Source organism: Bradyrhizobium iriomotense (assembly GCF_018129405.1).
Taxonomy (GTDB): domain Bacteria; phylum Pseudomonadota; class Alphaproteobacteria; order Rhizobiales; family Xanthobacteraceae; genus Bradyrhizobium; species Bradyrhizobium iriomotense_B.
Genome location: NZ_JAFCLP010000017.1, coordinates 114,645 through 139,985, shown reverse-complemented (window position 1 = coordinate 139,985; position 25,341 = coordinate 114,645). Strand labels below are relative to the sequence as shown.

The window sequence follows — 25,341 nt, the reverse complement described above, 5'->3', positions numbered from 1 at the left end:
GGGTAATCCCGATTGGCAGGCCCACGCAGCGGCTTTTGCACTTATTGTGCCCGGACCTTCCACTTCCACCTCTAGATGTCTCGAAGACAGCGCTGGCGGGGGAGCATGGATATGTCCAAGGAAATGCACGGGCGCAGATATCATGATCGCCTCCAAGATGAAAACGCTCAGTGGGCTGCGAAAGCCGACCGAGAAATGTGAAATCCGAGATCAAGCACGGTTTGCCGCGACCGACGGTATGCCGCCGCGCACGCGGACGGCTGCCCGTCAGGGGCACCGCAGGAGGATCGATTGAACATTGCGATTTTCGGCATGGGCTATGTCGGTATCACGGTGGCCGCTTGCCTGCTCAAGCAAGGCCACACCGTGATCGGCGTCGAAGTCAACGAGGAGAAAAGAAAGATCCTCGCCCTGGGACGCTCTCCGATCCATGAGCCGGGCGTCGACGCCCAACTGTCGGCTGGAATACGCGAGGGCCGCCTCTCGATCGTGGCCGACCCGCAACCGGCACTGGCTGACGCCGAAATGGCCCTGGTCTGTGTCGGAACGCCGAGCGCTCCGGATGGCTCTCACAACATGACCATGGTTGCAGAAGTCACCCGGCAAATTGCCAATGCGGTAAAGCTTCCCGGACGCAAGGACAAGCTCACCGTGGTCTATCGCAGCACCATGCGGCCAGGATCCATAAGCGGACTGATCAGGCCAATCTTCGAGACCGTGCTCGGCTGCCCCGTCGATCAAGCCGTGGAGATTGTCTACAACCCGGAGTTTTTGCGCGAGTCAGAGGGAATTAGAGACTACTTCGAGCCGCCCAAGATCGTCATCGGCACTGCCGACGGGCAGCCATGCCGGCGATTGCAGGAGCTGTACAGCAACATGACCGCCCCCACCTTCGTGACGCGGTACGGAGAGGCGGAATTCACCAAATTCGTCGACAATTCGTTTCACGCTTTGAAGGTGGCGTTTGCCAATGAGATTGCCCGCATCTGCCTGGGCATGGACGTCGAGGTCAGCAAGGTTCACGAGATCTTTGTTGCAGATCACAAGCTCAATATATCGCCGCGATACTTGAGGCCAGGCGGAGCGTTCGGCGGTTCGTGCTTACCGAAGGATGTACGCGCACTGCACCACATGTCGGAAGACGTGGGCGCAAATAGCCATGTGATCGACGCGCTGCTGCGTTCCAATGAAGCACATAAGCGGTTTCTGTTTCACCGTTGCGTTGACGGCCTGCCCGCGAAGGCGATCATTCTCATGATCGGCCTGGCGTTCAAGCCGGACTCCGACGATTTGCGCGAAAGTGCACAGATCGATCTTGCTCGTCGAATTCTTCAGCATGGTTACGAGCTTTCGATCTATGACGTCTCGGTGAAGCCCGAGCAGCTAATGGGTCAAAACCTCGGATACACGTACTCGCAATTGCCGAGCATCGGCGATTTGCTCATATCCAAAGGGGAAGTCGAGCAAAGGACCTTCGACTTGGTAATCGACACTTACGGACTTTCCAAACAGCTGGCGCTAAAGACCGCCAAGTTCGTGGACATCAGCGCTCTTTGACCCGCAGGAGGTCCGGTATATGGCCCAAATTAGCTGCTCGGACGCATCGGACCTCGCACCGGTGCAGTCCAACACAAACGGGATAACGCAGGGAATGATGGCCGGCCGCCAGGTGCTCATCATCGTCGAGAATCTGCCGGTACCGTTCGATCGACGAGTGTGGCAGGAAGCATCAACACTGCGCGACGCAGGGGCCCTCGTTTCGGTCATCTGTCCTGAGGGGAAGGCGCACACCAAACGTTACGAATACTTGGACGGCATTCACATCTATCGTCACTCCCTGCCCGTGGAGGCAGAGGGGGCTTTGGGCTTCCTCTTGGAATACTCGGCCGCACTGATACATGAAATGCGGCTCGCGCTGCTCATACACTTCCGACATGGCTTTGACGTGATTCACGGCTGCGATCCGCCGGACCTGATATTTCTCGTGGCTCTCCCGTTCAAGCTGCTTGGAAAGAAGTTCATATTCGATCACCACGACATCGGCCCGGAGATGTACGAATCGAAATTCGGCAAACGTGGCCTTTTCTGGCGCGCGCTGAAATTGGTTGAGTGGCTAACCTTCAAGACCGCCAACGTGGTGATCGCCACAAATGACAGCTACCGCAAGATTGCCGTCACACGCGGGGGAAAGCGGCCGGAGGACGTCTTCGTCGTACGAAGCGGACCGGATCCAGTCCGACTCAAGGTCCGAACACCCAACCCGTCATGGCGCTGCGGGCGACGATTTCTCGCCGGCTATGTCGGCGTAATGGGTGCACAGGAGGGAATAGACCTGCTGCTCGAGGCCGCAGCTCACATGATTCACGTGTTGGGCCGGCGCGACGTGCAATTCTGCTTGGTCGGAGGCGGACCTGGCCTGCAAGGTTTCAAGACACTGGCCGAGAAGATGGAACTTGGCGACTACGTGACGTTCACCGGTCGCGCTCCTGACGATACGTTGTTCGAGATCCTGTCCACTGCGGACGTGTGTGTCGACCCCGACCCTGTGAATGCGATGACCGACAAATCGACGATGAACAAGGTCCTCGAATATATGGCGCTCGGCAAACCGATCGTACAGTTCGAGCTTACCGAAGGGCGTTTTAGCGCAGGCGACGCTTCAGTCTATGCGAAGCCCAACGATCCGATAGATTTTGCCAACAAGCTCCTGGCCCTTCTGGACGACCCGCCCGCGCGCGCGCGCATGGGCGCCATCGGCCGGACGCGCATAGAGGAGAGGTTTGCGTGGAACTACGAAGCCCCGAAGTTGCTTCAAGCGTATAGCCGGGCGCTGGACGGACCGGGGCGCGCCTACTCAAACGTGCTTGCTAAAAGGACCGTCCGTTGGTGAGCCTGGTCGTTTGGGGAATTCACGATGTTAGACAAGACGACGCAGATCTCACAATACCGGCGATTGGCAGAGATCAGGTACCGGATCGGGATGCGCAAGCATTTTTGGCAGGAGTATCTCCACACTGGAGAGTGGGAGTTGCGCGAATTGCACAAATACGTGCGCCGAGATGGTATCGCTCTCGACGTCGGCGCCAGTTCTGGGCTCTACGCGTATCATCTCAGTCGGATGGCCCGCTACGTTTATGCTTTCGAGCCAATTCCAGAAGACGCTGAGCGCATTCGCCGGTTGAGGGTGAAGAATGTCGAGGTCGAGAATGTTGCGCTATCGTCCCGGGAAGGCCGGACAAAATTGCGAATTCCACTCGTTTCCTCTCGGGGCGAGGATAAGGGCATGGCCAGCCTTGAGCCGCGTGTGGTCACTGACGAGCGCCTTTCTCGGACGATCGACGTTTCTCTGCGTCGGCTGGACCACTATGAATTCAAAAACGTGTCCTTCATCAAGATCGACGTCGAAGGTCATGAGGAGGACGTGCTTGACGGAGGACGAGAAACTATCGCCCGCGAACGCCCCTTCTTGCTGATAGAAATCGAGGAGCGGCACAATCCCGGTGGGCTTAGCCGAATTGATAAGCGCCTCTCCGAGCTTGGCTACGAAGGGTTCTATTTTGAGCGTCGCAAGCGTCGTCCTGCCAGAATGTTCGAGAGTGCCGGCAATCAACCGCCGTCGCTCGAAACTGTGATCGCAAGTCGGAGGAGTCTCCCCTATATCAATAACTTCCTGTACTGCCCGACGGTGCGCAGCCTCTCGAGTGGGAGTTGAAAACGATCGCCAGAGGTCATTGCGTCGCGCACTCGGACAGGGAAGCTAAAGTGCCGTCCGAGAAGAAATCGAAAGCCATTGATTTGGCATCCCTTCTGCTTGGCGAGGGGAAGAGATGGAACGCATGCGGCGCGTCGGTGCGTTGGTGGCATGCCCGAAACTGACCCGCCATCGCCTGAAAGCCGGATCGATACGATCCTCAAGAGGCGGAGCGAATTCATGCGTAGTCGTGAACAGAAAGCCCACCTCCATCATGGAGCAAAGCCCGGTTTCATCACGACTTATACCCGTCCAGTCGATATCAAGAAATTAGCCTTCATTCATCGGCATCTGGCCAATGCAGGCGCCCGCAAGGTGCTTGAACTGGGCTGTGGAACTGGTCCAATTGCTATGTCTCTGGTCGCCCAAAACTATCAGGTCAAGGCGGTGGATGTTTCTCCACAGGCTGTCGAGATCGCCCGCGCTCACGGCGTCGATGCGCAAGTTGGCGATGCCGCAACCTTCAATCACGGCGCGCCGTATGACGCGGTCATTTTGGCTGACGTACTTGCCGAAGTATTGATCCCCGAACGGCTCCTCACGAATGCCGCCATCAATTTGCGTCTTGGCGGGTTGCTGCTGCTATCCACGCCCAACGGCTATGGATGGTACGAGGTAAATCAGAACCATCTAAACCCGAAGGCATATCTCCGTCGCAACAACACGATACGGCGGCTGTTGGGGCTCGAGCCGTATGTCCGCCGAGATGGAACACGCAATCAATGGTTAACCCGAGCACGAGTGTTGAGCATGGCTAAAGCCGCCAGCTTTGAGCTCATCGACCAGCGAAATTCCGACTTCATCAGCGGGTCACCGCGCGATATCCAATTGGCTGATAAGCTACCAAGTTGGGCGGTCTCTGGTTGGTACTTTGCCCTTCGTCGCGTGAGCGATGCGTCAAAGTCAGAAACCCAAACCAGATAACATCAAGGTGACCTGGTCGGATCGCCGCGTTAGCCTTATCGCCAGGGGCGAGCGGTTCTCTGGGAGCAAGTCCGAGTCAACTACCTGTCCAGGCACCAACTCGATTTAGGTTCGCGCTTAATCTAAAAGCCACAAAGGGCCCTGGGGAGTTGCTTAAGACACTGCTGGCCAACGTTTGTCCGTCCCTGTCGCATCGATTCTCGGAGAGGGTGGCGACATTTGATCCGCGCTGTTCTTGTCGACGGTCTCGATCACTGGACCTCCTAAGTAAGAGGAGCAGGTGCAGATCGCATGCGCTAGCGGAGCTCGCTATATGAGCACCCCGACATCCCGGCCCGGCTCCCGCGCGACCTCGGGCTTGGCCTGAGACTGCTTCACGTACGAGTAAATCGCGACCAAGCCGAAGAAGTTCAGAGTTCCGATGCTGCCCTCGTCTCCAACAGGATGTCCCTCGAAAAACGCCAACACTATTCCCAGAATGGGAGTTATCAAGAGAAACATGAAGCAATTCGGCCTGCGCCCTTCATGTTTGGCTTGAGTCATCCCCATAAAAATAACCCTCAGAACCGAATACAAATAGAGAGAAAGACCGGCTATTCCGGTGTCGAGCAATAGGGTCAGATATCCGTTGTGAGGATCTGAGATGGCTGGTCCGAACAACTGCATCAAGCGGGGACCTGCGACAGCAGTTGGCCCCGTATAGTAGCCGTGTCCAAGCAGCGGGCTGTCGGCAATCATCGGAAGTACGGCTTGCCATATCGCCGTGCGACCGGTCAGAGTGCTGTCTCTGCCAAGCAACGAAAGCGTATCGATATCCGCAGCCAAGAGCACCACGGCCAAAGCGGCTCCCGCAGTAAACACAAACAGCCAGGTAAAGGCCACCGGCCATCGCCACGTGAGGTAGATAAAGAAATATATGGTCAGCACGGTGATCGCGGACACCAGTCCGCCTGCCGAGCCGGCGAATATCAGGCAAGCAACCGAAGCGGCAAGACATGTGGGACGAAACCCGAGTAGCGACGAACCGAGGTGGCTGGAAAAGAGAAACGCGATCATTGCACAGGAGGCCATCGCGCCCAGTTCGTTCTTGTGACCTGTTACACCCCGCCATAGACCAGCATGCACGCTTTGAGACGCGTCGCTAGCCTGATGCGTTCCGTAGCCGGGCGCCAAAATCGCCAAGGCGACGCTTGAGAGAATGATGAATGCAAATATCTTCAGAAGCACGCGGCACACAATCTCCAAGCTCAACACCTCACAAAGCGCGGCAACCGCAACGACGTATAACAACAACCGCAAGCCATATTTGAAGGAGGGGTAAGGATCTTCAGACCACGCGACCGACAAGAGGCACAGTACGCTATAGAGCAGCAGCGCGGGGGGGAGGTGGAGAAGGAAGTTAGATTTGCCACATGCCAGAGCAAAACCGATGCATAGCAACGGAACGAAATACCGGAGCCAGTAGATCGTCTTGTTTTCAGTTTGAAGCGCCGCGGGAACGGACGTATCGACGCCGGAAATGAGCAGCATAAAGGGATAGATGAACACCAAAATGAGACAATACAGCAACACGACAGCTGTTCGCTGATGATCTTCTGGCGCTTGCTCAACCCGGCCGCCGATGACGTGATACATAAAGCGCATCCTTCCGGATGGCGAGCCGCCTGAACGTGATCGACGCGCTGCCCCAATGGGCTCCACGAGAAAAAGGAAGCGCGTGACGACCAATTATACGGCGTAGCGCCAAATCTCCGCGAGCCGCGAAAGGTAACCATTCATTTCGTACCGGGCTGCGTGATCGCGCCGTGCCGAAGCGCCAAGGCGCTGCCGAAGAGCCGGATTGCCGATCAGTTCAGCCAACGCGTCCGACAGCCCTCGCACGTCGCCGGGTTGGACGAGGAGCCCATTGACATTCTGTGCAATGACGTCCGGCACCACGCCAACCGGAGTTGCCACGACTGGAATCCCTTGAGCAAACGCCTCGAGGATGGCCATCGGCAGATTGTCAATGAATGACGGCTGCACCAGAATGTCCGTCCGGCGCAGGAGATCGGCAATCGCCGCAGGAGCAAGCCAACCAGGCACCGAGACGCGATCCGCAATCCGCAACTCTTCCAGCTTTGCGCGCGTGCCGGCCACGTCTCCGTGTCCCGCCAGCGTGGCGGTCCAATCGGACCGGTCGCGCAAGGAGGCGAGTGCTTCAATCAGCTGCGGAGTGCCCTTCATCTCTCCCAGTTTTCCAAAGAAGGAGATCCGTACCCGCCCATCCTTCGCCTTCTCCGCCGCTGTTGCGACGGATGCGGTCGCATTCGGCAGGATCACGACTTTGCCTTCCATCCCAGGGAGACGGCGGTCTATGAGCTCGCTCCAATACCGCCCAAGCACGATGATCGCAGCGCTGTTGCGCAGAAAACCTGCGATGACCCGGTCCAGCCACGGCCCCGCCGATTGCCAAAACTGGTCGAAAGCTCCCGAGTGAAGATGAACCACGTACGGAACGCCCAACAGGCGCGCAACGGCCGCAAGCAGCGCCTTTCGATACAAGCTCCCATATGAGGCCGCGTTGATGTGGAGCACACTCACCCTGCCGAGCCATGATGCCACGCATAAGCGTGCCGCGGCCCATGAAAGTACGAAGGGAGAGAAGAGAAGGCTGCCGCGACCTCTGGTAGTCAAACGTGCAATCCGGACATTGAGATCGTTACGTCGGGCGATCGCCGAGGTAATTTCGTCCGCAAGGCGGTCGATACCTCCCTCGCCGCGCTCTCCGAAGGGCGTGGCCACAAACACATGGATTGGACTTGGGGCAGCGAGCACCGATGCACTCGGACGCGACTCCCCGGTCGCAGGCGGAACTCCCCCGCGACGTACTTCAACGCGTCGAGTCAGTTTCGCTGACGTCGCACTCGCCGACAGGGGCGGCATGACCGTCATTTACAAGACTCCTATTCTTGGGAATAGAGCTCGGGATAGGACTCAAAGACTTCCCCGTAACGTTTAAGCGCATTCATGTCGGCCTTGTTGAGAGTCACGCCTATCAGGTTGCCATAGACGTCACCGGCTACGTCGAGGCTCTTTTTCACCACATCGATGCTTGTGCGACCCCATTCGATAACGAAAACAAACGAATCCATGAGATGCGCAGCGGTGCGGACATCTACAAACGGTGCAATCGGCGAGAGATCGACGATCACGCATTCGTAGGTCTCCCGCAGGGTCTTGAATAGCGCCGCCATCTCCTCGGACGCGAGCACCTCGCTCGTATAAGCCAGCTGCGAGCTGTTGGCGGCCGGAAGAAAGTGCAGGTGTGTAGCAGGATCGATCCACGTGGCGTCGTCCAGCTTGGCCCGTCCAGACGTAACGTCGAGGATGCCCCAGGCGGCATTGGGGGCCAACGTGGATGACAACGACGGATTTCGTAGATCGCAATCAAGTAGAATGGTCCGCCCTCCCCCCTGTGCCATGAGTTGCGCCAAAGACGCGGCCACCGTCGACTTTCCTTCGTTGGGGAGCGCCGATGTGACGCCGATGACCTGGAGCCGCTTTCCGCCGCGTGTCATGACGTCGACTGCGAGCTTGACGGCCCGGAACGACTCACTGAAGTGCGATCGTGGCGCGTCAGCGATGTTCCGTATGAGGCTGTCGGAGCAAACAATGGTCCTTGATTTTGCCCGAGTTGGAATCGCTTTCGGGTTTCGCGGGCCGCTCACCGGACCTTCCGGGATAGCTGCGGGGATGATTCCGATGCAGTCTGCCTGAAGTTCCGCCAGCACCTTGTCGCGCGTACGGAAGGTCTGGTCAGAAACATCACGCAACAACCCGAGGCCAACTCCGGCAACAATCCCACCGGCGATCGAGATGGCAAGTATGAGGAACGTTTTGGGTGAGCTCGGCCTCACTGGAGGCGAGGCGATGGTCATCAGACGTCCCTGGGAAACAGGGAAGGATTGCTGCTCGGCAGCCTCCAGGTAGCGTTGAAGGAACGTGTCGTAGAGCCGCCTGTAGGCTTGCGCGGAGATTTCCAGGTCGCGGAGCTCCAGCTGGGCTTGGTTCGTCGGCGGCTGCGCCGTCTTTCGGTCTGTCACCGCCTTCTGGGCGCTAGATGCCTTGTCGTGCAGCGCATCTACGCGACCCTGAAGCCACTCCGTTGCTATGCGAGCTGATTCATAATTCGCTTCCATCTGATCAGCCGTGTATCCCCGAGCGACTGCATTGGCGATCTCGGCCGCGCGTTCGGGACGGGGCGATTCAAACTGAATACTGATGGCGTAGGTGAAACCGATACGCTTAACCGTGAGCCTGCGATCAAATCGTTCCAGGGCGCGGCGGGTACGCGAAAATTCCGTATCTTGCCCCGATCCGAAAATCCGCGAAATTAGTTCCATGGTTCTTCCGAGCACGCCACTACCGTAGCCGACGAATTCTGGATCCGTTGTCAATTGAAGATCGTGGATGATCGAAAGCGCAATCTTTTCGGATTTCAGGATCTCCACCTGGCTATCCAGGATCGGCACCTGGGATCCGGCATCTCCGCCGCTTGGGGTCGGCTGGTCAGTTCGCTTGGGTTCAACGAGAAGCAAAGCCTCGGCGGTAAACTTGGGCGTCGCGACAGCGAGGTACAGCAGTGCGATGGCGACGCACAGGAGCGGCACAGTTATCAGAATTGGCATCTGGCGACGGACGAACGTCTTGCATGCAGCGACAAATTCGGCCGAAGACAGCACATGCTCGGGAGCGCTCCGGCGGCTTGTAACACGACTGTTTGTTCCAACGTGCAGCATATCGGGAGACCACGACAACAGTTCGGGTGAACCTGGCCGGATGACGACAACTACGCCAGCGAATGGTATCGCCTCACATTACGCCGTATCGGCGGAGCATTTGCCTTCCTTGGAGTTCTCAATAGGCGTTCATGTAGACCTTCCTGGAGAAGAGCGTGAGGAGGACGATTCGCAGATCGAAAAGAAGCGACCAGTTGTCGATATAGTAGAGATCATGCTCGACACGACGCTGCATCTTCTCGAGGGTATCGGTGTCGCCACGATACCCGTTGACCTGCGCCCAGCCCGTAATGCCAGGCTTGACGTTGTGGCGCCGGAAGAATGACGAGATCAGCTCGGCGAACAGCTCATTCTGCGCGGTTGGATGTGGACGGGGGCCGACGAGCGACATGTCGCCGACCAGGACATTGAACAACTGGGGAAGTTCATCGAAATTGGTGCGGCGCAAGAAGCGCCCTAAGCGGGTCACACGTGGATCGTGTCTGGTTACGGATCTGAAATTGTTGCCCTCCTCCATCACGGCCATCGTTCTGAATTTCAGCACGCGAATGGGCTCATTGTTGTAGCCGTGGCGCGTCTGGCGAAAGAATACCGGGCCATGGGAATCGAGCTTAATTGCGAGCGGCACGATGACGAAGACGGGGCTCGTCAAAACAAGCCCGGTGATTGCGGCGACGATGTCGAATGCTCGTTTAACTGCTCTGTTGAACGGAGTAAGGGGTGACTGGAAGATCCGCATCGTCACCATGTTGCCGAGCTGAGTAATCCGCGACATAGGCATCAGATCGATCCATCCCGCGGGGACAACGTGAACATCGACTGGGAGGTCTGATAGCGCGCTCGCAAGCGTCAGCCCCGGCGAAACATCCTGCTGTGAAACGAAAATGACAATGTCATCGGCTCGGAGCCGACGGCAATCCGCGACCAGTTGGCGCACGTCTGCCAGCACTTGGATAGCGCCAGGGTGCGCCCGGAAGGACGAGTGAGCGCGAGTCGTCGGAAACTCGAACGAGCCGATGGTCCGTATTCCGGTGGCTGTTGCCCGAGCCGAAAATGACAAGCAGTGACTGGGGTCGCCTATAACAATGATGCGCCGGGCGTCGATTACCCCCGCCGCAATGACAGTCTTGAGTAACGAGAACCATACTGTTCGCACGCAGAGCACCGCAAGACCGACACTCACAGCCTGGGCCGTGGCAGTCGCGCGCGAGTAGTTTTCGGCAATGTTCAGAAGGAATAGCGCTGCGAGAAAGAGGGAGAATGCGAGGAAGACGCCGCTGGCGCCGTTCCACAGGAACACGTGGCGGGGCTGCGTCTGAATCCGGGAATACTGCCGGAAGCCTATGGAAACGAGCAAATTCAATGCGGCAATTAGAAGGGCTTCCGGAATGTGCTTGGCCGGGTCCGGCGAGGACCGATGGATGGCGCCCGCCAAATAGGCCGCGACGGCTACGAGTAGGAATTCGGTAGCTGCTGCCAAGACCAACAGGGCCGCCAATCGCACTCTACCGGCGCGTGGGATCGCGGTGTTGCACTCGATCGAGTGTGCCGGAAGCTTGGCAAAGGACGCATAATTCATAGCACTTCATGACCCTCTGACGTCGTCCCCTCCTCTAAATCCGTACCGTCCGAGTCACCGGATGGGAATTGCCTATAAATGGGTAACTATGATGGTCCATTGAGCTGCGGCGTTGCAGGAATAAATTCGAGCAGCAATCCTCTCGGGCACCTGCTCCAATGGACCCATGGATTGGCAGCGAGGAAGGGGACTGAACGGCCCAGCGCGGAACGAGTAACGAGGTTAGCCTTCCGGATCAGCTGTCTGGATCGTTGCCTGGAGGTCCGCCCAAAAACAGATTGAAAGGATTTCGCTTGGTGAGCACGTTCCGTATCGATCTCTTCAGTAACCTGGATCGCTGCATCAAATGGGGCTTGGTAGCCGCAAGCCTGACCATCTCCGTCACCCAGGCAAAGGCTGAATATTGCGTAAGCGTTGGAGATGTACTCGAGGTTGCGGTGGCAGGCATACCGGAATTGCGGAGCCGTGCGGCCGTACAAATGGACGGAAATATTTCGCTGCCGCTGGTCGGAGCGCTTTCGGTAGCCGGCCTGCCACTGCCGCAGCTCCGAGCCAAAATCGGGGCCGCACTGGCCAGCAAGGTGTTTCGCCAGAGGACATCGGATGGCCGCGAGATGGTCATCGTGATAGGCGCAGATGAGGTCACGGCGACCGTGGTGGACTACCGGCCGGTATACGCCAACGGGGACGTGTCAAAACCGGGTGAGTACCCTTACCGTCCTTTCATTACCGCACGCCAACTCATCGCCTTGGCAGGCGGCTACGACATCATGCATGCCCGAATGAATAACCCGTATCTCGAGTCCGCGGACTTGAGAAGCGAGTATGGATCGCTTTGGACGGAGTTCGCCAAGGAACAGGCGCGCATGTGGCGCATCAAGAGCGAGCTTGGAGAGGGTGCGCAGATCACTCCGGGCATTTTGACGAACGTGCCCATACCCCGATCGGCGATTTCGGAAATAATCCATGCCGAGACGGAATATCTAAAGACGAAGCAGAGTGACTATCAACAGGAAAAGGCGTTCCTTCAGCGCGGTGTCCGACAGGGAGACGAAGAGGTCCGCGTGCTGTCAGAGCAGCAAAAAAAGGAGGAGGAGGGATTTCAGTCGGACCTTGAAGAACTGCAGAAAACAACCGATCTGTTCGGCAAGGGATCGTTGACGAGCCCCCGCGTTACGGATGCGCGCCGCGCGGTTCTGCTGTCGTCAACGCGGAGATTGCAAACCTCGGCGCAACTGCTGCAGGTCAAAAAGCAACAGGAAGACCTCACCAGAAGGCTGCAGAGACTCGATGACCAGCGGAGGCTCGACCTGCTCCGCGAGTTGCAAGACACCAGCGCTAAGCTCAACCAGCTCCGCGAGAAGCTGCAGGGCGTCGGCGAAAAGCTTCAGTACACCGCGATGGTGAGATCACAACTCGTCAGAGGAGCCGCCAATCAAACCGACATCATCATCGTCAGAAAGAGCGAGAATGGGCGGGAACGAATTGTCGCGACTGAAGATACCGAGCTGCAGCCGGGCGACGCCGTCGAGATCACCCTGCGATACCAGGACGGTCCTGACCTGCCTCCCCGCAAACTAACCAATTCAAGCGTCCCATCAGGAATGGCCCGGAGCGATGTGGCCGGGGACGGTTCGCTGCGTGTTGGGACGAGATAGCGCGGCCTGCCGCAACTCCGGAATGCAATTCTTGGCAATTGGAATGCTGGCTCAGTACGGCGTCGGCATGTTAATTTCGAAAGGCGATTGTTATGCGACGCAATTATGACAGCTGCAAACGCGTTCTCGTCACCGGAGGAGCCGGCTTTTTGGGCTCTCATCTAATCGACCGACTGCTCTCTGACGGTCATGAGGTTGTATGCGTGGACAATCTCTTCACGGGGACCAAGCACAATATTGAGCATTTGCACTCAAACGCGAGATTTGAATTTCTGCGTCACGATATCACCTTTCCCTTGCACGTCGAGGTCGACGAAATCTACAATTTGGCCTGCCCCGCATCGCCGGTCCAATACCAGCACGATCCGGTGCAAACCACAAAGACGTCGGTACACGGCGCGATAAACATGTTGGGCCTCGCCAAGCGGTTGAAATGTCGAATTCTGCAGGCTTCGACAAGCGAGGTCTATGGCGATCCCGCCGTTCATCCTCAAACTGAGGATTATTGGGGCCATGTGAACCCCATTGGCCCCCGGTCCTGCTATGATGAAGGAAAGCGTTGCGCTGAGACGTTGTTCTTCGATTATCACCGACAGTGCGGCGTCGACATCAAGATCGCTCGCATCTTCAATACATACGGGCCGCGGATGCATAGGGCCGACGGTCGAGTCGTTTCCAACTTCATTATTCAGGCGCTCAGCGACGAGCCAATTACGCTATACGGTGAGGGCAACCAAACTCGCTCATTCTGCTACGTAGACGACTTGATCGATGGCCTGGTGCGGCTGATGGACAGTCGAGCTTCGTTCACCGGACCGGTCAATCTAGGAAATGATAGAGAATTTACAATTCGAGAACTCGCGGAACTGGTGCTCGCGGAAACCGGCTCCTCGTCAAAACTCGTCCATTTGCCGTTGCCTCGCGACGATCCAAGGCAACGTCGACCGGATCTCTCCCTCGCCAGGAGGGAATTGGGCTGGCAACCAGCCATCCGGCTGCAAGACGGACTGAAGCCAACTGTCGCATTTTTCCACCACGACGAGGTGCGCCGATTGCGCGAGGAGAAGCCGCATCCGATCGCCGCCGAATAGCCGGCGCGCGGCCTGTTCCTCGGCATTCCAAATGGACCCCGGTGCCGCGAAGCACCGGAAGCGCTGAATCACAGGCGATTCGCTAGTCCCACCACGGACGCGCCAGATAGTGCCATAGTCCACCGCCGAGCGAGATGAAGCGGGCCCATAACCCGTTCCGCCGGAGTGACACCAACTGATCAGGCTTACGCTCGCGAGCCACGCCCGCTGTTTGGCAGGCGACCTTGCACTTGATCCATCCAGTCCGGATTGTTTTGCCAACGGCTCGGGTGGCAAGGCGAGCCCAAGCAATCAGGAAGGGCAGCGGGTCATCCCAGCTGAACCAGGCGAACTCCTTGTGACCCTTCAACGAAGCTAAGCAGGAGGTGGCCGACAGTTCGCCTCGCCAACAATAGTTCACGCAGGCACAGAGATCGTACGGCTCTACGACAAAAATGCGTCCCTCGACCTGACTCGAGCGGCGCACGTTCCGTCCGGTGAGATCACGGTAGAGCGCTCGCACGACATCGAGGCCATTGCCGTCCACGAACAGGCGAAACTGCGCTCCAATGCGCGGATTGAAGTCCAGAAGCTTGTATTGTCCATCTCGCTTGTCCAAGCGATAATCCAAATCCATTATGCCCGCATAGGATATCAACTTGAGCAGCTCCTCGGCCTGACGGAGCAGAACGTCGTTGGTTACGGATCTTCCTAGCGTCGTGACACCAGCGTGTGGAGGATATGACCGCAGTTTGATACCCGTGAAACTCGCCAGGCAATCCGATGCGCCATTGCAGTAGCCGTGGAAGAACCAGTCCTCTCCACCGGGAATGTATTCCTGGAGGAGCAGGTTCGGCTGTTTCGAATTTCCTATCTGATGCCAAATGTCGACAAGCTCCCGTACTGTGTGAACAATGGATACTCTCACCTCGGGATTCAGCCATGCCGCCGCGGCTTTAACGACGATCGGGAAGCTCGCGAATTCGGCAAATTGACATACGTCTGCGATCGACGTGGGGCATAGCGTGCTCGGACATGGCACGCCTATCTGGCGGCAAAGCGCGTACAGCATCTCTTTGTTCGCTAGATTCCGCGGCATGCCAGCCGATATGTCGGGAAATACGAACCACTGTCGCAGCGTGGCGGCCTCTTCGGCGATCAGGATCGCCCCCAGATCATCAGTAGGAACGAGAATCGTGGGCTTTTTGAGCTTTTCGCCGATCCTCGCCAACCTATCAAGCATCTCCTCCTTTGGCAGGTGACCGGCGTTCCAAACATACCTTCCTGTCAGGTATCTGGAAATCCCCGCCGGGGCCAGGTGATCTTCGGCAACCGTGTATACGGGTATCCCCAACCGTCCAAGGCTTCGAATTATGCCGAGCCCGCCGTAATGAACGGGATAACACCCCGTCTTCAAAATGAGTACAGGGACCGGCGCGGTCATGTTCGCTACCCCGTCATGAGACTTTCGGGTTGCGCTCGGACGTTACCCCGTAGGGTGAACGAGAGGACACTTGCCTTCCGCCAAGATGGTCGCAGATGCGTTCGGCCGTGTATTGGCATCCGCACAGGAAGCGCATTACCGACCCAAAATTATAGGCGCTCGCGATTCCAGTGAAATATAGGCCTGGAACGGAGGACTCGAAGTGGGGGGACAGTATGGGCACCTGCTCGACGCAGCGCAGATCGCGCAGCAATGGTTCGCTGAGAAACGGCAGCGAGCGGGCGGCAAATCGAAAGCCTGTCGCTGCGATGATGTGATCGGCAGCGAGATCGAGTGACCTTCCATCTGGTCCGGTAACGTGGAGAACTGCCTTCCCGCCGATCGCCGCCACTCCTAGCAAGGATTGGCCGAGCAAGATCGGAATGCGCCCCAGCACCCGCTCCCGAAGCCACCATGCGCCGGCGGGCCCCAGCAGCATTTCGTGCGTCTTGTCACCCCGCACGATAGTGAGACGGGTTCGCTGAGGCAGGTAATAGAACAGCATCGGCGCATTTGCGCAGAACCACGTCTTAAGCCCGGATCCCAGTGGTGACGCTGGTCGGCGCAACCGTTGCGAGAGTGAACGCTGATCTGGCAAGGGAGTCTCATTCCAGCTGATCGACGACCCACGCACGAAAAGGGATACTCTTGCCTGCGCCTCGTTCAACAGAGCGGCAGTCTCGAGAGCCGACTGTCCTGCGCCGACAACGACGACGTCGCGACCTTTGAACAAGCTCAGATCGCGGTGCGCGCTGCTGTGCGAGCGCAACTGCGCCGGCAGCTGCGTCAATTCCTGCGGAACGTACTCGGCATGTGACAAGCCCGTCGCGATCACGACACTATTCGCCCCGAGCCGCTCCCCGGTCGCAAGTCGCAGGTCAAAGCAGTCGGGCTTCCTGTCGACCGCTGTCACCAATACGTCTTCAACCATCGGAACCAGATGCTGCTGAAATGCCATTGCGTATCTGGTGAACGTGTCAAGCGGAAGCGGAGTTTTCCCGTAGGGCAGCCGTGCCTCTGCGCAGAATTGCCGCAGAGTGTAACGCCCGGCCGGATCGGATATGCTCGAGGCCTCCCATTCCGACTTCAGAAACATACCGAGCGGCATCTGCGCCCGCCACCGATGCATGGGCGTACCAAAGATCCGAAACCGTACACCACGGGACCGCAAATGTGCTGCAACCGAGAGGCCGAAGGGCCCTGCCCCCACGATCGCTACCGGCAAATCCGACGGACCGACCATCCCCGTTCCCCATCATGATCTACGGCGCAACATGCCCTTCGAGACGAAGGCGTGTACCTCAGTCAATCACCTATCTTAAATCTCGTCCCCGGTGCGGACGCTTTCGGATTACCCCGTCGGCAGGCAGTCTAGTTTGGCTCTCGATGATCCGAACAGCCTGCCGAAAGCACTCACCAAAAGTTTCAAGCTAGCCTTTCATAGTTCGCGCGCAAACACATCCGTAAAAAATACTTCTCTGGTTTTCGGTTCGGGGGGGACGGTTAAGTATCGCCACGCAGGAGCATAGGCGCCAAATTTAAAATAGGGAGCCAATAAATTGTCGTAACAGTTCGCGCCGTTCCGCTGGAAAACCACTTTCCCGTCCTTTTCAACCTCGATCATCCCATCCCCATCGAGCGACCACCTGGTACGAACAATCCAGGTGCTCCATTGTCCGCGTTCAAACGGCTGCGACCATGGAGTGTCATGACGCAGGTCGCCCTTTCGATCGAGCCACGTTTGGGTCCGCCCCGAAGCTGTCCGGAGAACCCAGGAATCGTTGACCAAGCCCAATTCCAGCGGTGGAGGGAGCCCCCACTCACCTTTCCAATTATCTGGAACGTTGTGCATCTGCATCACCACGACTTGATTGTTATCGGACTGCCAATCTTGGGGCACGAAGATCTTGAATCCGTACTCATATGGCCGGTGAAACACCGTTGCCTTCAATCGGAATTCGGATCGATGACTGCCCTTAACGAGAGGCTCATAGAAATTTATCTCGAACTTCACTGCGCTCTTGGATTTCCAATTGGGCGCGTCAACCACGATTGCTGAACCACTACAACAAACTTGTTTTGCCAAGCCGTTCCATTGTGAAAAATCTCGGGTCGCAAATTCATCGTACATCGGGATTCGCCCCGCCATGAAGATGCTCGAAAATAGGAAAGCGGCCTCGGCCCCACATGCAATTAGCACGCAAAGGACGACGCCAGCGATCGCCAACTTGGCAATCCTGCGCACCTCATACCTATCACGCGACGCTTCATGCACCGCACGTCTCTGATTGGAAGCGTTGTTATGACCTACGGGAAGCTTTGACAGACCAGCCATTCTCACGTCACCATCTTGATGTCCGGCTCAACATTCGGTTCAGCGGCAACGGCCGCACGCCTGGGCGACCCGCGGCGTGGCACGTCGGGAATTGCCTGGTCACACCCCTACTGTAAAATTCTCTCCCTATGCGAACCCTTCTGGATTACCGCGTCGACCGCTCAGGATCGTTGCCCACGAAACCACGACGCCGCTGATGGTTGTTTGCCGAGATTTCCCCCGCTTCTCAAGGTTGGGGGCGCCTGGTTATGCTCGGGCCGTCGCTGCGGCAATTCGCGGATCGGATCGCTCAAGGCAGTACGGTTCAAGCTTAGAACCATCCGGAGGCTCTGTCGACACAGCACGACTTTTGCAGCGGCTTGAGCGCGCGTAGAGCGTTAAAGCTGGAGCCAAGAACGCGCTCGATGAACGCACATTATAGCGTGACCGGCGACAACACCTACGACGCCGCCCGCAATCTTTTGAACTGCATCTAGAATTCGAGCGTGGCGGTCCGGCGTAATCAGCTGCAGAACTTCAAGCAACGCGGCGCTGCCTACTACAAGTATTAGGACGGTTGGAGTGCGCCGTGGATAAGCCAAGCAGAACAGCGCGCCGGAAACGGCAAACGCAGCGAGATGTTCAAGGTTCGACGACACCGGAACAGTTGGCCTGCCTCGAAGAGGAGACAGCGTCGCATAGGCAATAACAATAAGCGAAGCCCAAGCGGCGATCCTAGGGATGAGTTTTTGAGGCATTCGGACCCTACTGTCGGCATTGAAAGCGCACACCGGGGCGTCACGTAGCGCCCAGTGACATGCACACTCCATCCTCGTTGGGAGGTCGTCTTGCAATCTCCATTGTGGCGAGAGCGCTTGAGATTTTGAGGTATCTCATACGGGGAATGCGCACGGCGCGAGCTCATGCAATCACCGCTGGACATGATAGTCCAGCGAACGCGTTCCGATGTCTCGCCGGCTAACGTGCTTCGATCCAGGACGCCCGGTCGGTTTTGTACAATTCGACTTCGCGATCAGCTATATCGGCTCATCGTAACACAAGTTGTGCCCCTGCGCGCTATCCGCGCCACGATGTGCGAGGTGCCAGACGAGTTAATACTTCGGCGCTGTTGCACTTGGGCTCTGGCCAGTATCACGTGGATGATCGATAGCCGGCAGGGCTGCGCGCATTGCCATCGATTCGGCAATCGTGAGCGCCGCCGACGATCCTCCGGCGGTATCTCTTAGTAGAGTCTAGTGGACGCATACGGAAAGTATCAGAAATGATCTTGGTGACCGGAGGTGCCGGCTACATCGGGTCCCACGTCTGTATCGCGTTGCTGGACGCCGGGCTCGACGTCGTCGTGCTCGACAATCTCTCCAACAGCAACAAGGCCTCGCTCGAGCGGGTGCAATCCATCTGCGGGCGCTCGCTCGTCTTTCGGCACGCAGATATCCGGGATGAAGACGTGATCTATGACGTACTCCGCACCTCCGGAGTGACTGCGGTCATTCACCTTGCGGGCCTGAAGGCGGTCGGCGATTCCAACGTACGGCCCATGACGTATTACGAGAACAACGTCCTGGGCACGATGCGGCTCGTGTCGGCCATGAAGAGGGCGGATGTAAACACGCTCGTTTTCAGCTCGTCCGCTACCGTCTACGGGACACCTAGTTACCTCCCACTCAACGAGACGCATCCTCTCGGCCCGACCAATCCGTACGGCCGCACAAAGCTCGTTATCGAAGAGATGCTGAAGGATCTTTGCAGGTCGGACGACAGTTGGCGGATCGGCAATCTGCGCTACTTCAATCCAGTTGGTGCGCACGAGAGCGGGCTCATAGGAGAAGACCCCGTAGGCGTTCCCAACAATCTGGTTCCGTTTGTGGCGCAGGTCGCGATTGGACGTCGGGAGAAGCTGCAGATTTGGGGAAACGACTACGACACGCCTGATGGCACCGGAATCCGTGATTTCATCCATGTGGTCGATCTCGCATCCGGGCATTTGAGTGCCTTGTGCCACCTTAGCCAGCCCGGCGTGCTGACGGTCAATCTTGGAACGGGCAACGGCAGCAGCGTTCTGGATGTCGTTCGCACATTCGAGGCAGTGAGCGGGCGATCAGTCCCCTATGAAATCAGGGAACGTCGGGCCGGCGATGTCGCAATCTGCTATGCTGATCCTACTTTTGCTATGGAGGCGTTGGGCTGGAAGTCAACGCGATCATTACAGCAAATGTGTGCGGACCATTGGCGTTGGCAATTGCAGAACCCGGACGGCTATCTTGGTCGCGAGCTTCCGAAAGTCCGGGAGCCAGCGCAGGCAGTTTAGCCGCCACCGCTGAGTCTGTGCGCCTGAGGTATTCGAACGGGAGCCGATGGGTCTGACCAAATGAGCGGGTTCCGGGCGCGCCACTACGGCAAACATACCGCCCATCAGAGGTACTCGTAATCACCCATAATCTCCACGCCGCAGAGCGAGGCTGCAGGTAACATGCCGTCGCGTGGGGATTTGCGATGCCACATTATCGTGCATTCGTTCTGGACGAACACGGCCAATTGGGGGGCGTGGTCAACCTTCACTGCCCAGACGACGCGTCCGCAACCGAGCGGGCCGGGCGGTTGGCGGATGGCCACGAGGTTCAGCTCTGGCGCCTGGTCGCCGAGCTAAAATTTAGCGATCCGCGGCACCGACCCAAGCGGCGGCGGGGCTCGCGGGCACCAATGCACTAGGCGTCAACGGGTCGGGATTTTCGTCAGATTGCGCCATCATCCAGTTGGCCACTGCGGCCAGCGCGAAGCAACGCAGGCTGAGAGCGCATCAACCACATAATCCTTACGCCTCGCGTGCCGTCCCGGCACCCAAGTTGCATAATCTCAAGCAAGCCGATCGGGGCAACAGCGACCGCTGAAGCAGTCCAGCGCCGCTGCGGATAGGCGAGACCGAAGAAAACCCCACCAGAAGGAAGGCGAGCGCGTGATCGCTTTGCTGTCCGAGAACAGCCAAAGGGATCGGACGCCGAGCCAAAATCCGGGCGAGGCCTTCAACGCCTCGACGCTGCGGGCTTACGCGCTTTGCTCTGGATCCGCACATGGCCGATCAGGTGCAAAGCATCATTGGACGCGCGACATGCAATTTCAAATGGCGGTTGGTGCAGGCCGATCCGCACACGGAGTACCCATCCATGGCAGTTGTTCTAAAGCGCTGTTTCTGGGCAAAGGTTGAGGGCAATGCAATGGCGAACCAGGAAGGCGCTACTCGGAGGCCAGCTTGTCGATCAGTCGCACGCAAACTCTTGAGTGGGACGGCAAAACCCTGAGCGGCTGGGTAGACCTAGACGGAACGCCGACGAAAGTCTCAGCAGACCGGGAAATGATCCATACCCACGCGCCCAGCTTTAGTGACGCACTCAATTGGGAAATCGACCGGCATCGGTATGAGATTTTCGAGAAGCTGCTGCCGTTCTTCAAGCGGCAAACGCGAGATCTCTAGCACGGTTGATTGTGGTTGCACGTGAGGATTGTCGACCCGTTTGCTTTCGGCCAAACGGAATACCAACCTGGAGTCGCGAGATACACAGAAAAGAACTTTGAGCAGTTCACGGCTTCGATGATCGGGCACAATCCGTGGCCTAACCCAAAAGTGTGGGGAGGGTCCTCCATGCGAGCTATATGACTCGCGTAAAGTTGGAGGGCATAATCATAACGAAGCATCTGAAGACATCTGAAGGATGTCGTATCGCTACCGCGGCAGGTGATTGCAGATGGCCCGCACGGTGATGCTCAACGGGGAAATGAAGATCTCCCTCACGCTGGGACGATGCGCACCCCTGTGGATAGCAGCCTTCATGCTCACCATGACATGGGCATCGGAAACGGAGGCGTACCCGGCTCAGCCGCGGCACTTCGCAGCTGCACGCGAGGCGATGACTGCCCGCAAACTCGGCTCCGACGAGTTCGAAACCTTGCTGCGGCGCCAAGGCGGCAACGACAAGCCGATACAGATTGCGCAAGCGACGACTGGCGACACGGGAACTCTGCAGCGACCTCCGGAACAGCAACGCGACTGGTCAGAATCACTGACCTGCGAACTTGCCCTTGCAAGGCGCGACATCGAGTTGCTGCAACGTCTCGAGCAGGAGCACGATCGGACCGAGTGGCTGGTGCAGGATCTTGACGCCGCGCGGCGCGAGATCGAAACCCAAAAGGCCCTGGCGTCGAAGGCCGTCGAGGAAGCCTCCCGACTGAAGGAAGCTTCCCGGCTGAATCAAGCGAGCGAAAGGGGCGCGGCTGAGCTGCAGACATTGCTGCAGGAGGAGCGCGAGCGATCGGCGCGACTGGAGCAGGATCTTGCAGCCGCGCGGCGCGACGTCGAAACCCAGACTGCGCTGGCGACGAAAGCAGGTGAGGAAACGTCCCGGCTGAAACAGGCGGGCGAAAGCGGCGCCGCGGAGCTGCAGACATCGCTCCAGGAGGAGCGCGAGCGGTCGGCGCGGCTGGAGCACGATCTCGCAGCCGCGCGGCGCGACGTCGAAACCCAGACTGCGCTGGCGGCGAAAGCAGGCGAGGAAACGTCCCGGCTGAAACAGGCGAGCGAAAGCGGCGCCGCGGAGCTGTGGACATCGCTCCAGGAGGAGCGCGAGCGGTCGGCGCGGCTGGAGCAGGATCTCGCAGCCGCGCGGCGCGATCTCGAAACCCAGACTGCTCTGGCGACGAAAGCAGGTGAGGAAACGTTGCGGCTGAAACAGGCGGGCGAGCGCGGCGCCGCGGAGTTCCAGAAGACGCTGCAGCAGGAGCGCGGGCGGTCGGTGCGGTTGGAGCAGGATCTGGCAGCCACGCGGCACGATGCCGAAACCCGGTCTGCGCTGGCGGCAAGGGCAAACAAGGAACTTTCGCAGCGAAGTCGGGCGGCGGAGGCCAGTGCCTTGAGGCAATCGATGCAGAAAGAGCGCCCCGGGGCCGACATGCTTGAGCAGGATCTCTCCCTGACAAGAACCGCTATTTATGCATACCAGGTACAAACGGCACCGGTGGCGAAAGCCGACGAAAACGCCTCCCTACCGAAAGTGGCAGGAGAAAGCAGCGCAGCAGAGTTGCAAAACTCCCTAAAGCAGGAGCGGGATCGGATCAACCAGCTCGAGCAGGCGCTTGCGGTTGCGCGACGAGACATTGATGCGCAGACGGCGCTGGCGGCAAATGCCAGCGACGAAGTCGCCAAGCTGACGCAAGCAGCCAAGGCTGGCGCCGCGGAGCAGAGACGGTCGATGCAGAAGGAGCGCGAGAGAGCCGATGCGCTGGCGCAGGATCTCTCGATCGCTCGCAGCAAGGTCTACGCATACGAAGCTCAAGCGGCCAAAGCCAGCGAGGAAGCGGCACAGCTCAGACAGACGGCGGCGAGCAATACGGCCTCGCTGGAGCAGTCGCAGCGTCGGGAGCGCGAGCGGGCTGAACAGCTGGCCCGGGACTTTGCGAAAGCAAGCCGCGAGCTCGACGCGCAGACCGAACGGGCGTCCAAGGCGAGCGAGGACATGGCACGGATCAAGCAGGCCGGAGAGCGCGAATCGGCCGAGCTGCGGAGCCTGTTGCAGCGTGAGCGCGAGCGCGCCGAGGGGTTGGAAAAGGATCTGGCATTGGCGCGTCGAGATAACGGCGCGCTTGCGGCGAAAACTCTCTCCGCTGCGCCTCCGCCGGCTACCACCGGCAAGGCCGCGCGCGAGGAGCCGCCGTCGGCGCCGCCCCGGCCAATCCAAAACCGGCCTACGCAAGATGGACTCGTCCACGACAAGCCCATTCAACAGAAATCGGTCGGAGACAGACCAGTCCAAGACAAGGCCATACCGGCGCGCAGCCAGGGCAATGCTGAGGTCCAGTCTAACAACAGCGCGCAGGCGGAGAAATTGGTCGCGCGCGCGAGCGCACTCCTTGAACAGGGAGACATCGGCTCGGCCCGGATCGTGCTGGAGCGCGCCGCTGAGATGGGGAGCGCGAAAGCAAGCTTCGCGCTCGCGGAAACCTACGATCCGCTGATCCTGCCGAATTTCGGAACGTACGGAACGCAAGGGGATTCCACTAAAGCGCGAGATCTTTATGCGCGAGCCGAAGCCGGGGGAATCAAGGAAGCAAAAGCGCGATACGAAGCGTTGCGCCGATAGAAAGCGTGCGTCAAGGAGTTCGTCGATGAAAGGGTTCATAGGATTCCGCCGACTGGCCTTGCTTGCGGCGTTCGCATCATCGCTCGTGGCCATTCAGCCCTGGGCGGATGCGCGGCCGTTGAATTCGCAGTCCCACGATGCTCGGCCAGTTCGGCCCGCGCCTCCGCGACCAAGACCTGAGGTGCTCTCCATGAACGCCTGGACTGTCGGCCTGGCCGGAGGCCTGCTCGAAGGTGCACCGATCCGCCTGGCGGCGGAGATCGCACGTGTGGTCGACGATGGAGATAACCTGCACGTTCTGCCGGTCGTCACTCGCGGAGCCACTGAAAACCTGAATTCCCTGCTCTATTTGCGGGGCATCGACGCCGCAATCATCAATTCCGACGCACTCGAGGAATACAAAAGCCAGGTTCCGGACATCCAGCGACGAATTGCGTATGTCCTGAATCTGTTCCCGTCCGAGCTGCATATCTTCGTGCGACCGGAGATCCAGAGCTTGAGCGATCTTTCCGGCAAGAAGGTCAACTTCAATACGCAGGGCACCGCTGCGGCCTATTCGGGCCCGCTGATCTTCAGCCGCCTCAAGCTCGAGGTGGAAAAAACGTTCATTCCGCACCAGGTCGCGCTTGAGCAGATGCGCAAGGGCGAGATTGCAGCGGTTGTCTTCATTACATCGAAGCCAGTGGATGCTTTCGTGCGAGGCCGCTGGGAGCCGGGTTTCAAGTTCCTGTCCCTCCCCTACGACGACAAGTTCGAGGACTACTATCTTCCCGCCTCCCTCGGTGAAGCCGACTATCCCAATCTGATCAAGCCGGGCGAACGGATTTCGACGATCGCCGTGCCGACCGCTCTGGTCGCCTTCAATTGGCCGGTTAAGTCGAATCGCTCCGAGCGCGTCTCACGCTTCATCGAACATCTGTTCTCCCGGATCGACAGGCTGCAGGCGCCCGGTTTCGACCCGAAGTGGAAATCCATCAATCTTGCTGCGACAGTTCCGGGTCTCGTGCGCGTCCCTGCGGCGCAAGCGTGGCTGGATCGTCAGCACCGCGCAACACAAGCATCGCAATGAACCGCGCCGTGATCCTGCTTCCCATAGTGCTCGGGGCTACAGGCGGCATAGCGGCGGCCCAGGATTCGATGACACAGCATCGTCAGTCCTCCGAAGACGGCTGGGTCGTCAGCCAGACGACCTCGCCGATAGACTACTCTCCGATCGCGACTGCCACGACCTCGTCACGCAACGGAGCCGGCGAGTCTGCGATGCAATTATCAATTCGCTGCCGCAGCGGCCGGACTGAATTGGTGCTCACGGGACCTGGCATCTCCCGCGGAGGCGGTGACGATGCAATTTCCTATCGCATCAATGATAACCCGGCGGTGCAAGTCGCGGCAGCCACCCCGACGTTCGGGCCCGGCGTCGCCTTTACCGGGGACGTTGTTCGCCTGCTGCAGTCACTTCCAGACAGCGGGGATCTTATGGTCCTGGTCTCAAAACGGGGGGGCAACGCCCATGACGGCACCTTCTCCCTCGCTGGATTGGACGAAGCGCGCGCGAAGATCGCAGCGGCGTGCAAATGGCCGCGCGCAATCGCGACACCGGGTCAATGATGGGATGCAAAACCTGTTTTCTTC

19 protein-coding genes are annotated in these 25,341 nt (G+C 58.5%); 11 read left to right on the top strand and 8 right to left on the bottom strand.

Going from position 1 to position 25,341, the window contains the following annotated elements; translation table 11 throughout:
* Window positions 1-291: 291 nt before the first annotated feature.
* From JQ592_RS28425 to JQ592_RS28410, 4 genes are all read left to right on the top strand, one after another.
* On the top strand, window positions 292-1,557 hold the full coding sequence (locus JQ592_RS28425) for a nucleotide sugar dehydrogenase (protein ID WP_211406081.1): 1,266 nt from the start codon (window positions 292-294) through the stop codon (window positions 1,555-1,557).
* A gap of 94 nt (window positions 1,558-1,651) precedes the next feature.
* Entirely contained in the window at window positions 1,652-2,890 is a 1,239-nt protein-coding gene (locus tag JQ592_RS28420; protein WP_211406080.1) for a glycosyltransferase family 4 protein, read from the top strand.
* Window positions 2,891-2,914: 24 nt separating this feature from the next.
* Complete coding sequence (locus JQ592_RS28415) at window positions 2,915-3,712, top strand: FkbM family methyltransferase (protein ID WP_211406079.1); 798 nt, start codon at window positions 2,915-2,917, stop codon at window positions 3,710-3,712.
* Window positions 3,713-3,862: 150 nt separating this feature from the next.
* Window positions 3,863-4,675 carry a class I SAM-dependent methyltransferase gene (locus JQ592_RS28410; RefSeq protein ID WP_211406078.1) on the top strand — a complete coding sequence of 271 codons (813 nt, stop codon included), beginning with the start codon at window positions 3,863-3,865 and terminating at the stop codon, window positions 4,673-4,675.
* A gap of 309 nt (window positions 4,676-4,984) precedes the next feature.
* On the opposite strand, the gene JQ592_RS28405 is transcribed toward JQ592_RS28410, so the two are convergent.
* The 4 genes from JQ592_RS28405 to JQ592_RS28390 all read right to left on the bottom strand — a co-directional run bounded on the left by JQ592_RS28405 (window position 4,985) and on the right by JQ592_RS28390 (window position 11,035).
* Window positions 4,985-6,310 carry an O-antigen ligase family protein gene (locus JQ592_RS28405; RefSeq protein WP_211406077.1) on the bottom strand — a complete coding sequence of 442 codons (1,326 nt, stop codon included), beginning with the start codon at window positions 6,308-6,310 and terminating at the stop codon, window positions 4,985-4,987.
* Window positions 6,311-6,403: 93 nt separating this feature from the next.
* Window positions 6,404-7,609 carry a glycosyltransferase family 4 protein gene (locus JQ592_RS28400; protein WP_211406076.1) on the bottom strand — a complete coding sequence of 402 codons (1,206 nt, stop codon included), beginning with the start codon at window positions 7,607-7,609 and terminating at the stop codon, window positions 6,404-6,406.
* Window positions 7,610-7,620: 11 nt separating this feature from the next.
* Window positions 7,621-9,399 (bottom strand): Wzz/FepE/Etk N-terminal domain-containing protein, encoded by a 1,779-nt coding sequence (locus JQ592_RS28395; RefSeq protein WP_211406075.1) that lies wholly within the window; start codon window positions 9,397-9,399, stop codon window positions 7,621-7,623.
* Between the two features lie 175 nt (window positions 9,400-9,574).
* Window positions 9,575-11,035: an undecaprenyl-phosphate glucose phosphotransferase gene (locus JQ592_RS28390; RefSeq protein ID WP_211406074.1), complete on the bottom strand. Its 1,461-nt coding sequence runs from the start codon at window positions 11,033-11,035 to the stop codon at window positions 9,575-9,577.
* Window positions 11,036-11,331: 296 nt separating this feature from the next.
* On the opposite strand from JQ592_RS28390, the gene JQ592_RS28385 reads away from it, so the two are divergent.
* On the top strand, window positions 11,332-12,693 hold the full coding sequence (locus JQ592_RS28385) for a polysaccharide biosynthesis/export family protein (RefSeq protein WP_349630506.1): 1,362 nt from the start codon (window positions 11,332-11,334) through the stop codon (window positions 12,691-12,693).
* Between the two features lie 92 nt (window positions 12,694-12,785).
* Window positions 12,786-13,784, top strand: a complete 999-nt coding sequence (locus JQ592_RS28380; protein WP_211406072.1) for a UDP-glucuronic acid decarboxylase family protein — start codon at window positions 12,786-12,788, stop codon at window positions 13,782-13,784.
* Window positions 13,785-13,866: 82 nt separating this feature from the next.
* Here JQ592_RS28380 and JQ592_RS28375 read toward each other — a convergent pair whose 3' ends face one another.
* The 4 genes from JQ592_RS28375 to JQ592_RS28360 all read right to left on the bottom strand — a co-directional run bounded on the left by JQ592_RS28375 (window position 13,867) and on the right by JQ592_RS28360 (window position 18,318).
* Window positions 13,867-15,207, bottom strand: coding sequence for a hypothetical protein (locus JQ592_RS28375; protein WP_211406071.1), 1,341 nt, complete (start codon window positions 15,205-15,207; stop codon window positions 13,867-13,869).
* Window positions 15,208-15,220: 13 nt separating this feature from the next.
* A complete protein-coding gene (locus JQ592_RS28370; RefSeq protein ID WP_211406070.1) occupies window positions 15,221-16,489 on the bottom strand; it encodes an NAD(P)-binding domain-containing protein in 1,269 nt (422 codons plus the stop codon).
* Between the two features lie 195 nt (window positions 16,490-16,684).
* Window positions 16,685-17,581: a polysaccharide lyase gene (locus JQ592_RS28365; RefSeq protein ID WP_211406069.1), complete on the bottom strand. Its 897-nt coding sequence runs from the start codon at window positions 17,579-17,581 to the stop codon at window positions 16,685-16,687.
* Between the two features lie 377 nt (window positions 17,582-17,958).
* The gene (locus tag JQ592_RS28360) at window positions 17,959-18,318 is read right to left on the bottom strand and encodes a VanZ family protein (protein ID WP_211406068.1); all 360 of its coding nucleotides are present in this window, start codon (window positions 18,316-18,318) and stop codon (window positions 17,959-17,961) included.
* 524 nt (window positions 18,319-18,842) lie between these two features.
* Between JQ592_RS28360 and galE the strand changes: the two genes are divergently transcribed.
* From galE to JQ592_RS28335, 5 genes are all read left to right on the top strand, one after another.
* Entirely contained in the window at window positions 18,843-19,889 is a 1,047-nt protein-coding gene (galE, locus tag JQ592_RS28355; RefSeq protein WP_211406067.1) for a UDP-glucose 4-epimerase GalE, read from the top strand.
* A gap of 939 nt (window positions 19,890-20,828) precedes the next feature.
* Complete coding sequence (locus JQ592_RS28350; RefSeq protein WP_211406066.1) at window positions 20,829-21,050, top strand: hypothetical protein; 222 nt, start codon at window positions 20,829-20,831, stop codon at window positions 21,048-21,050.
* A gap of 271 nt (window positions 21,051-21,321) precedes the next feature.
* On the top strand, window positions 21,322-23,709 hold the full coding sequence (locus tag JQ592_RS28345) for a hypothetical protein (RefSeq protein ID WP_211406065.1): 2,388 nt from the start codon (window positions 21,322-21,324) through the stop codon (window positions 23,707-23,709).
* Window positions 23,710-23,734: 25 nt separating this feature from the next.
* Window positions 23,735-24,778: a TAXI family TRAP transporter solute-binding subunit gene (locus JQ592_RS28340; RefSeq protein ID WP_211406064.1), complete on the top strand. Its 1,044-nt coding sequence runs from the start codon at window positions 23,735-23,737 to the stop codon at window positions 24,776-24,778.
* Window positions 24,775-25,317: a hypothetical protein gene (locus JQ592_RS28335; RefSeq protein WP_211406063.1), complete on the top strand. Its 543-nt coding sequence runs from the start codon at window positions 24,775-24,777 to the stop codon at window positions 25,315-25,317. Before JQ592_RS28340 ends, JQ592_RS28335 begins: the two co-directional genes overlap by 4 nt.
* Window positions 25,318-25,341 lie beyond the last annotated feature (24 nt).

Excerpts from the sequence above, each read along its gene's own strand:
- JQ592_RS28400 (WP_211406076.1), bottom strand. The coding sequence starts at position 7,609 with ATGACGGTCATGCCGCCCCTGTCGGCGAGTGCGACGTCAGCGAAACTG.
- JQ592_RS28420 (WP_211406080.1), top strand. The coding sequence starts at position 1,652 with ATGATGGCCGGCCGCCAGGTGCTCATCATCGTCGAGAATCTGCCGGTA.
- JQ592_RS28405 (WP_211406077.1), bottom strand. The coding sequence starts at position 6,310 with ATGTATCACGTCATCGGCGGCCGGGTTGAGCAAGCGCCAGAAGATCAT.
- JQ592_RS28340 (WP_211406064.1), top strand. The coding sequence starts at position 23,735 with ATGAAAGGGTTCATAGGATTCCGCCGACTGGCCTTGCTTGCGGCGTTC.
- JQ592_RS28390 (WP_211406074.1), bottom strand. The coding sequence starts at position 11,035 with ATGAATTATGCGTCCTTTGCCAAGCTTCCGGCACACTCGATCGAGTGC.
- JQ592_RS28375 (WP_211406071.1), bottom strand. The coding sequence starts at position 15,207 with ATGACCGCGCCGGTCCCTGTACTCATTTTGAAGACGGGGTGTTATCCC.
- JQ592_RS28415 (WP_211406079.1), top strand. The coding sequence starts at position 2,915 with ATGTTAGACAAGACGACGCAGATCTCACAATACCGGCGATTGGCAGAG.
- galE (WP_211406067.1), top strand. The coding sequence starts at position 18,843 with ATGATCTTGGTGACCGGAGGTGCCGGCTACATCGGGTCCCACGTCTGT.
- JQ592_RS28380 (WP_211406072.1), top strand. The coding sequence starts at position 12,786 with ATGCGACGCAATTATGACAGCTGCAAACGCGTTCTCGTCACCGGAGGA.
- JQ592_RS28360 (WP_211406068.1), bottom strand. The coding sequence starts at position 18,318 with ATGCCTCAAAAACTCATCCCTAGGATCGCCGCTTGGGCTTCGCTTATT.
- JQ592_RS28365 (WP_211406069.1), bottom strand. The coding sequence starts at position 17,581 with ATGGCTGGTCTGTCAAAGCTTCCCGTAGGTCATAACAACGCTTCCAAT.
- JQ592_RS28410 (WP_211406078.1), top strand. The coding sequence starts at position 3,863 with ATGCCCGAAACTGACCCGCCATCGCCTGAAAGCCGGATCGATACGATC.
- JQ592_RS28345 (WP_211406065.1), top strand. The coding sequence starts at position 21,322 with ATGGCCCGCACGGTGATGCTCAACGGGGAAATGAAGATCTCCCTCACG.
- JQ592_RS28370 (WP_211406070.1), bottom strand. The coding sequence starts at position 16,489 with ATGGTCGGTCCGTCGGATTTGCCGGTAGCGATCGTGGGGGCAGGGCCC.
- JQ592_RS28335 (WP_211406063.1), top strand. The coding sequence starts at position 24,775 with ATGAACCGCGCCGTGATCCTGCTTCCCATAGTGCTCGGGGCTACAGGC.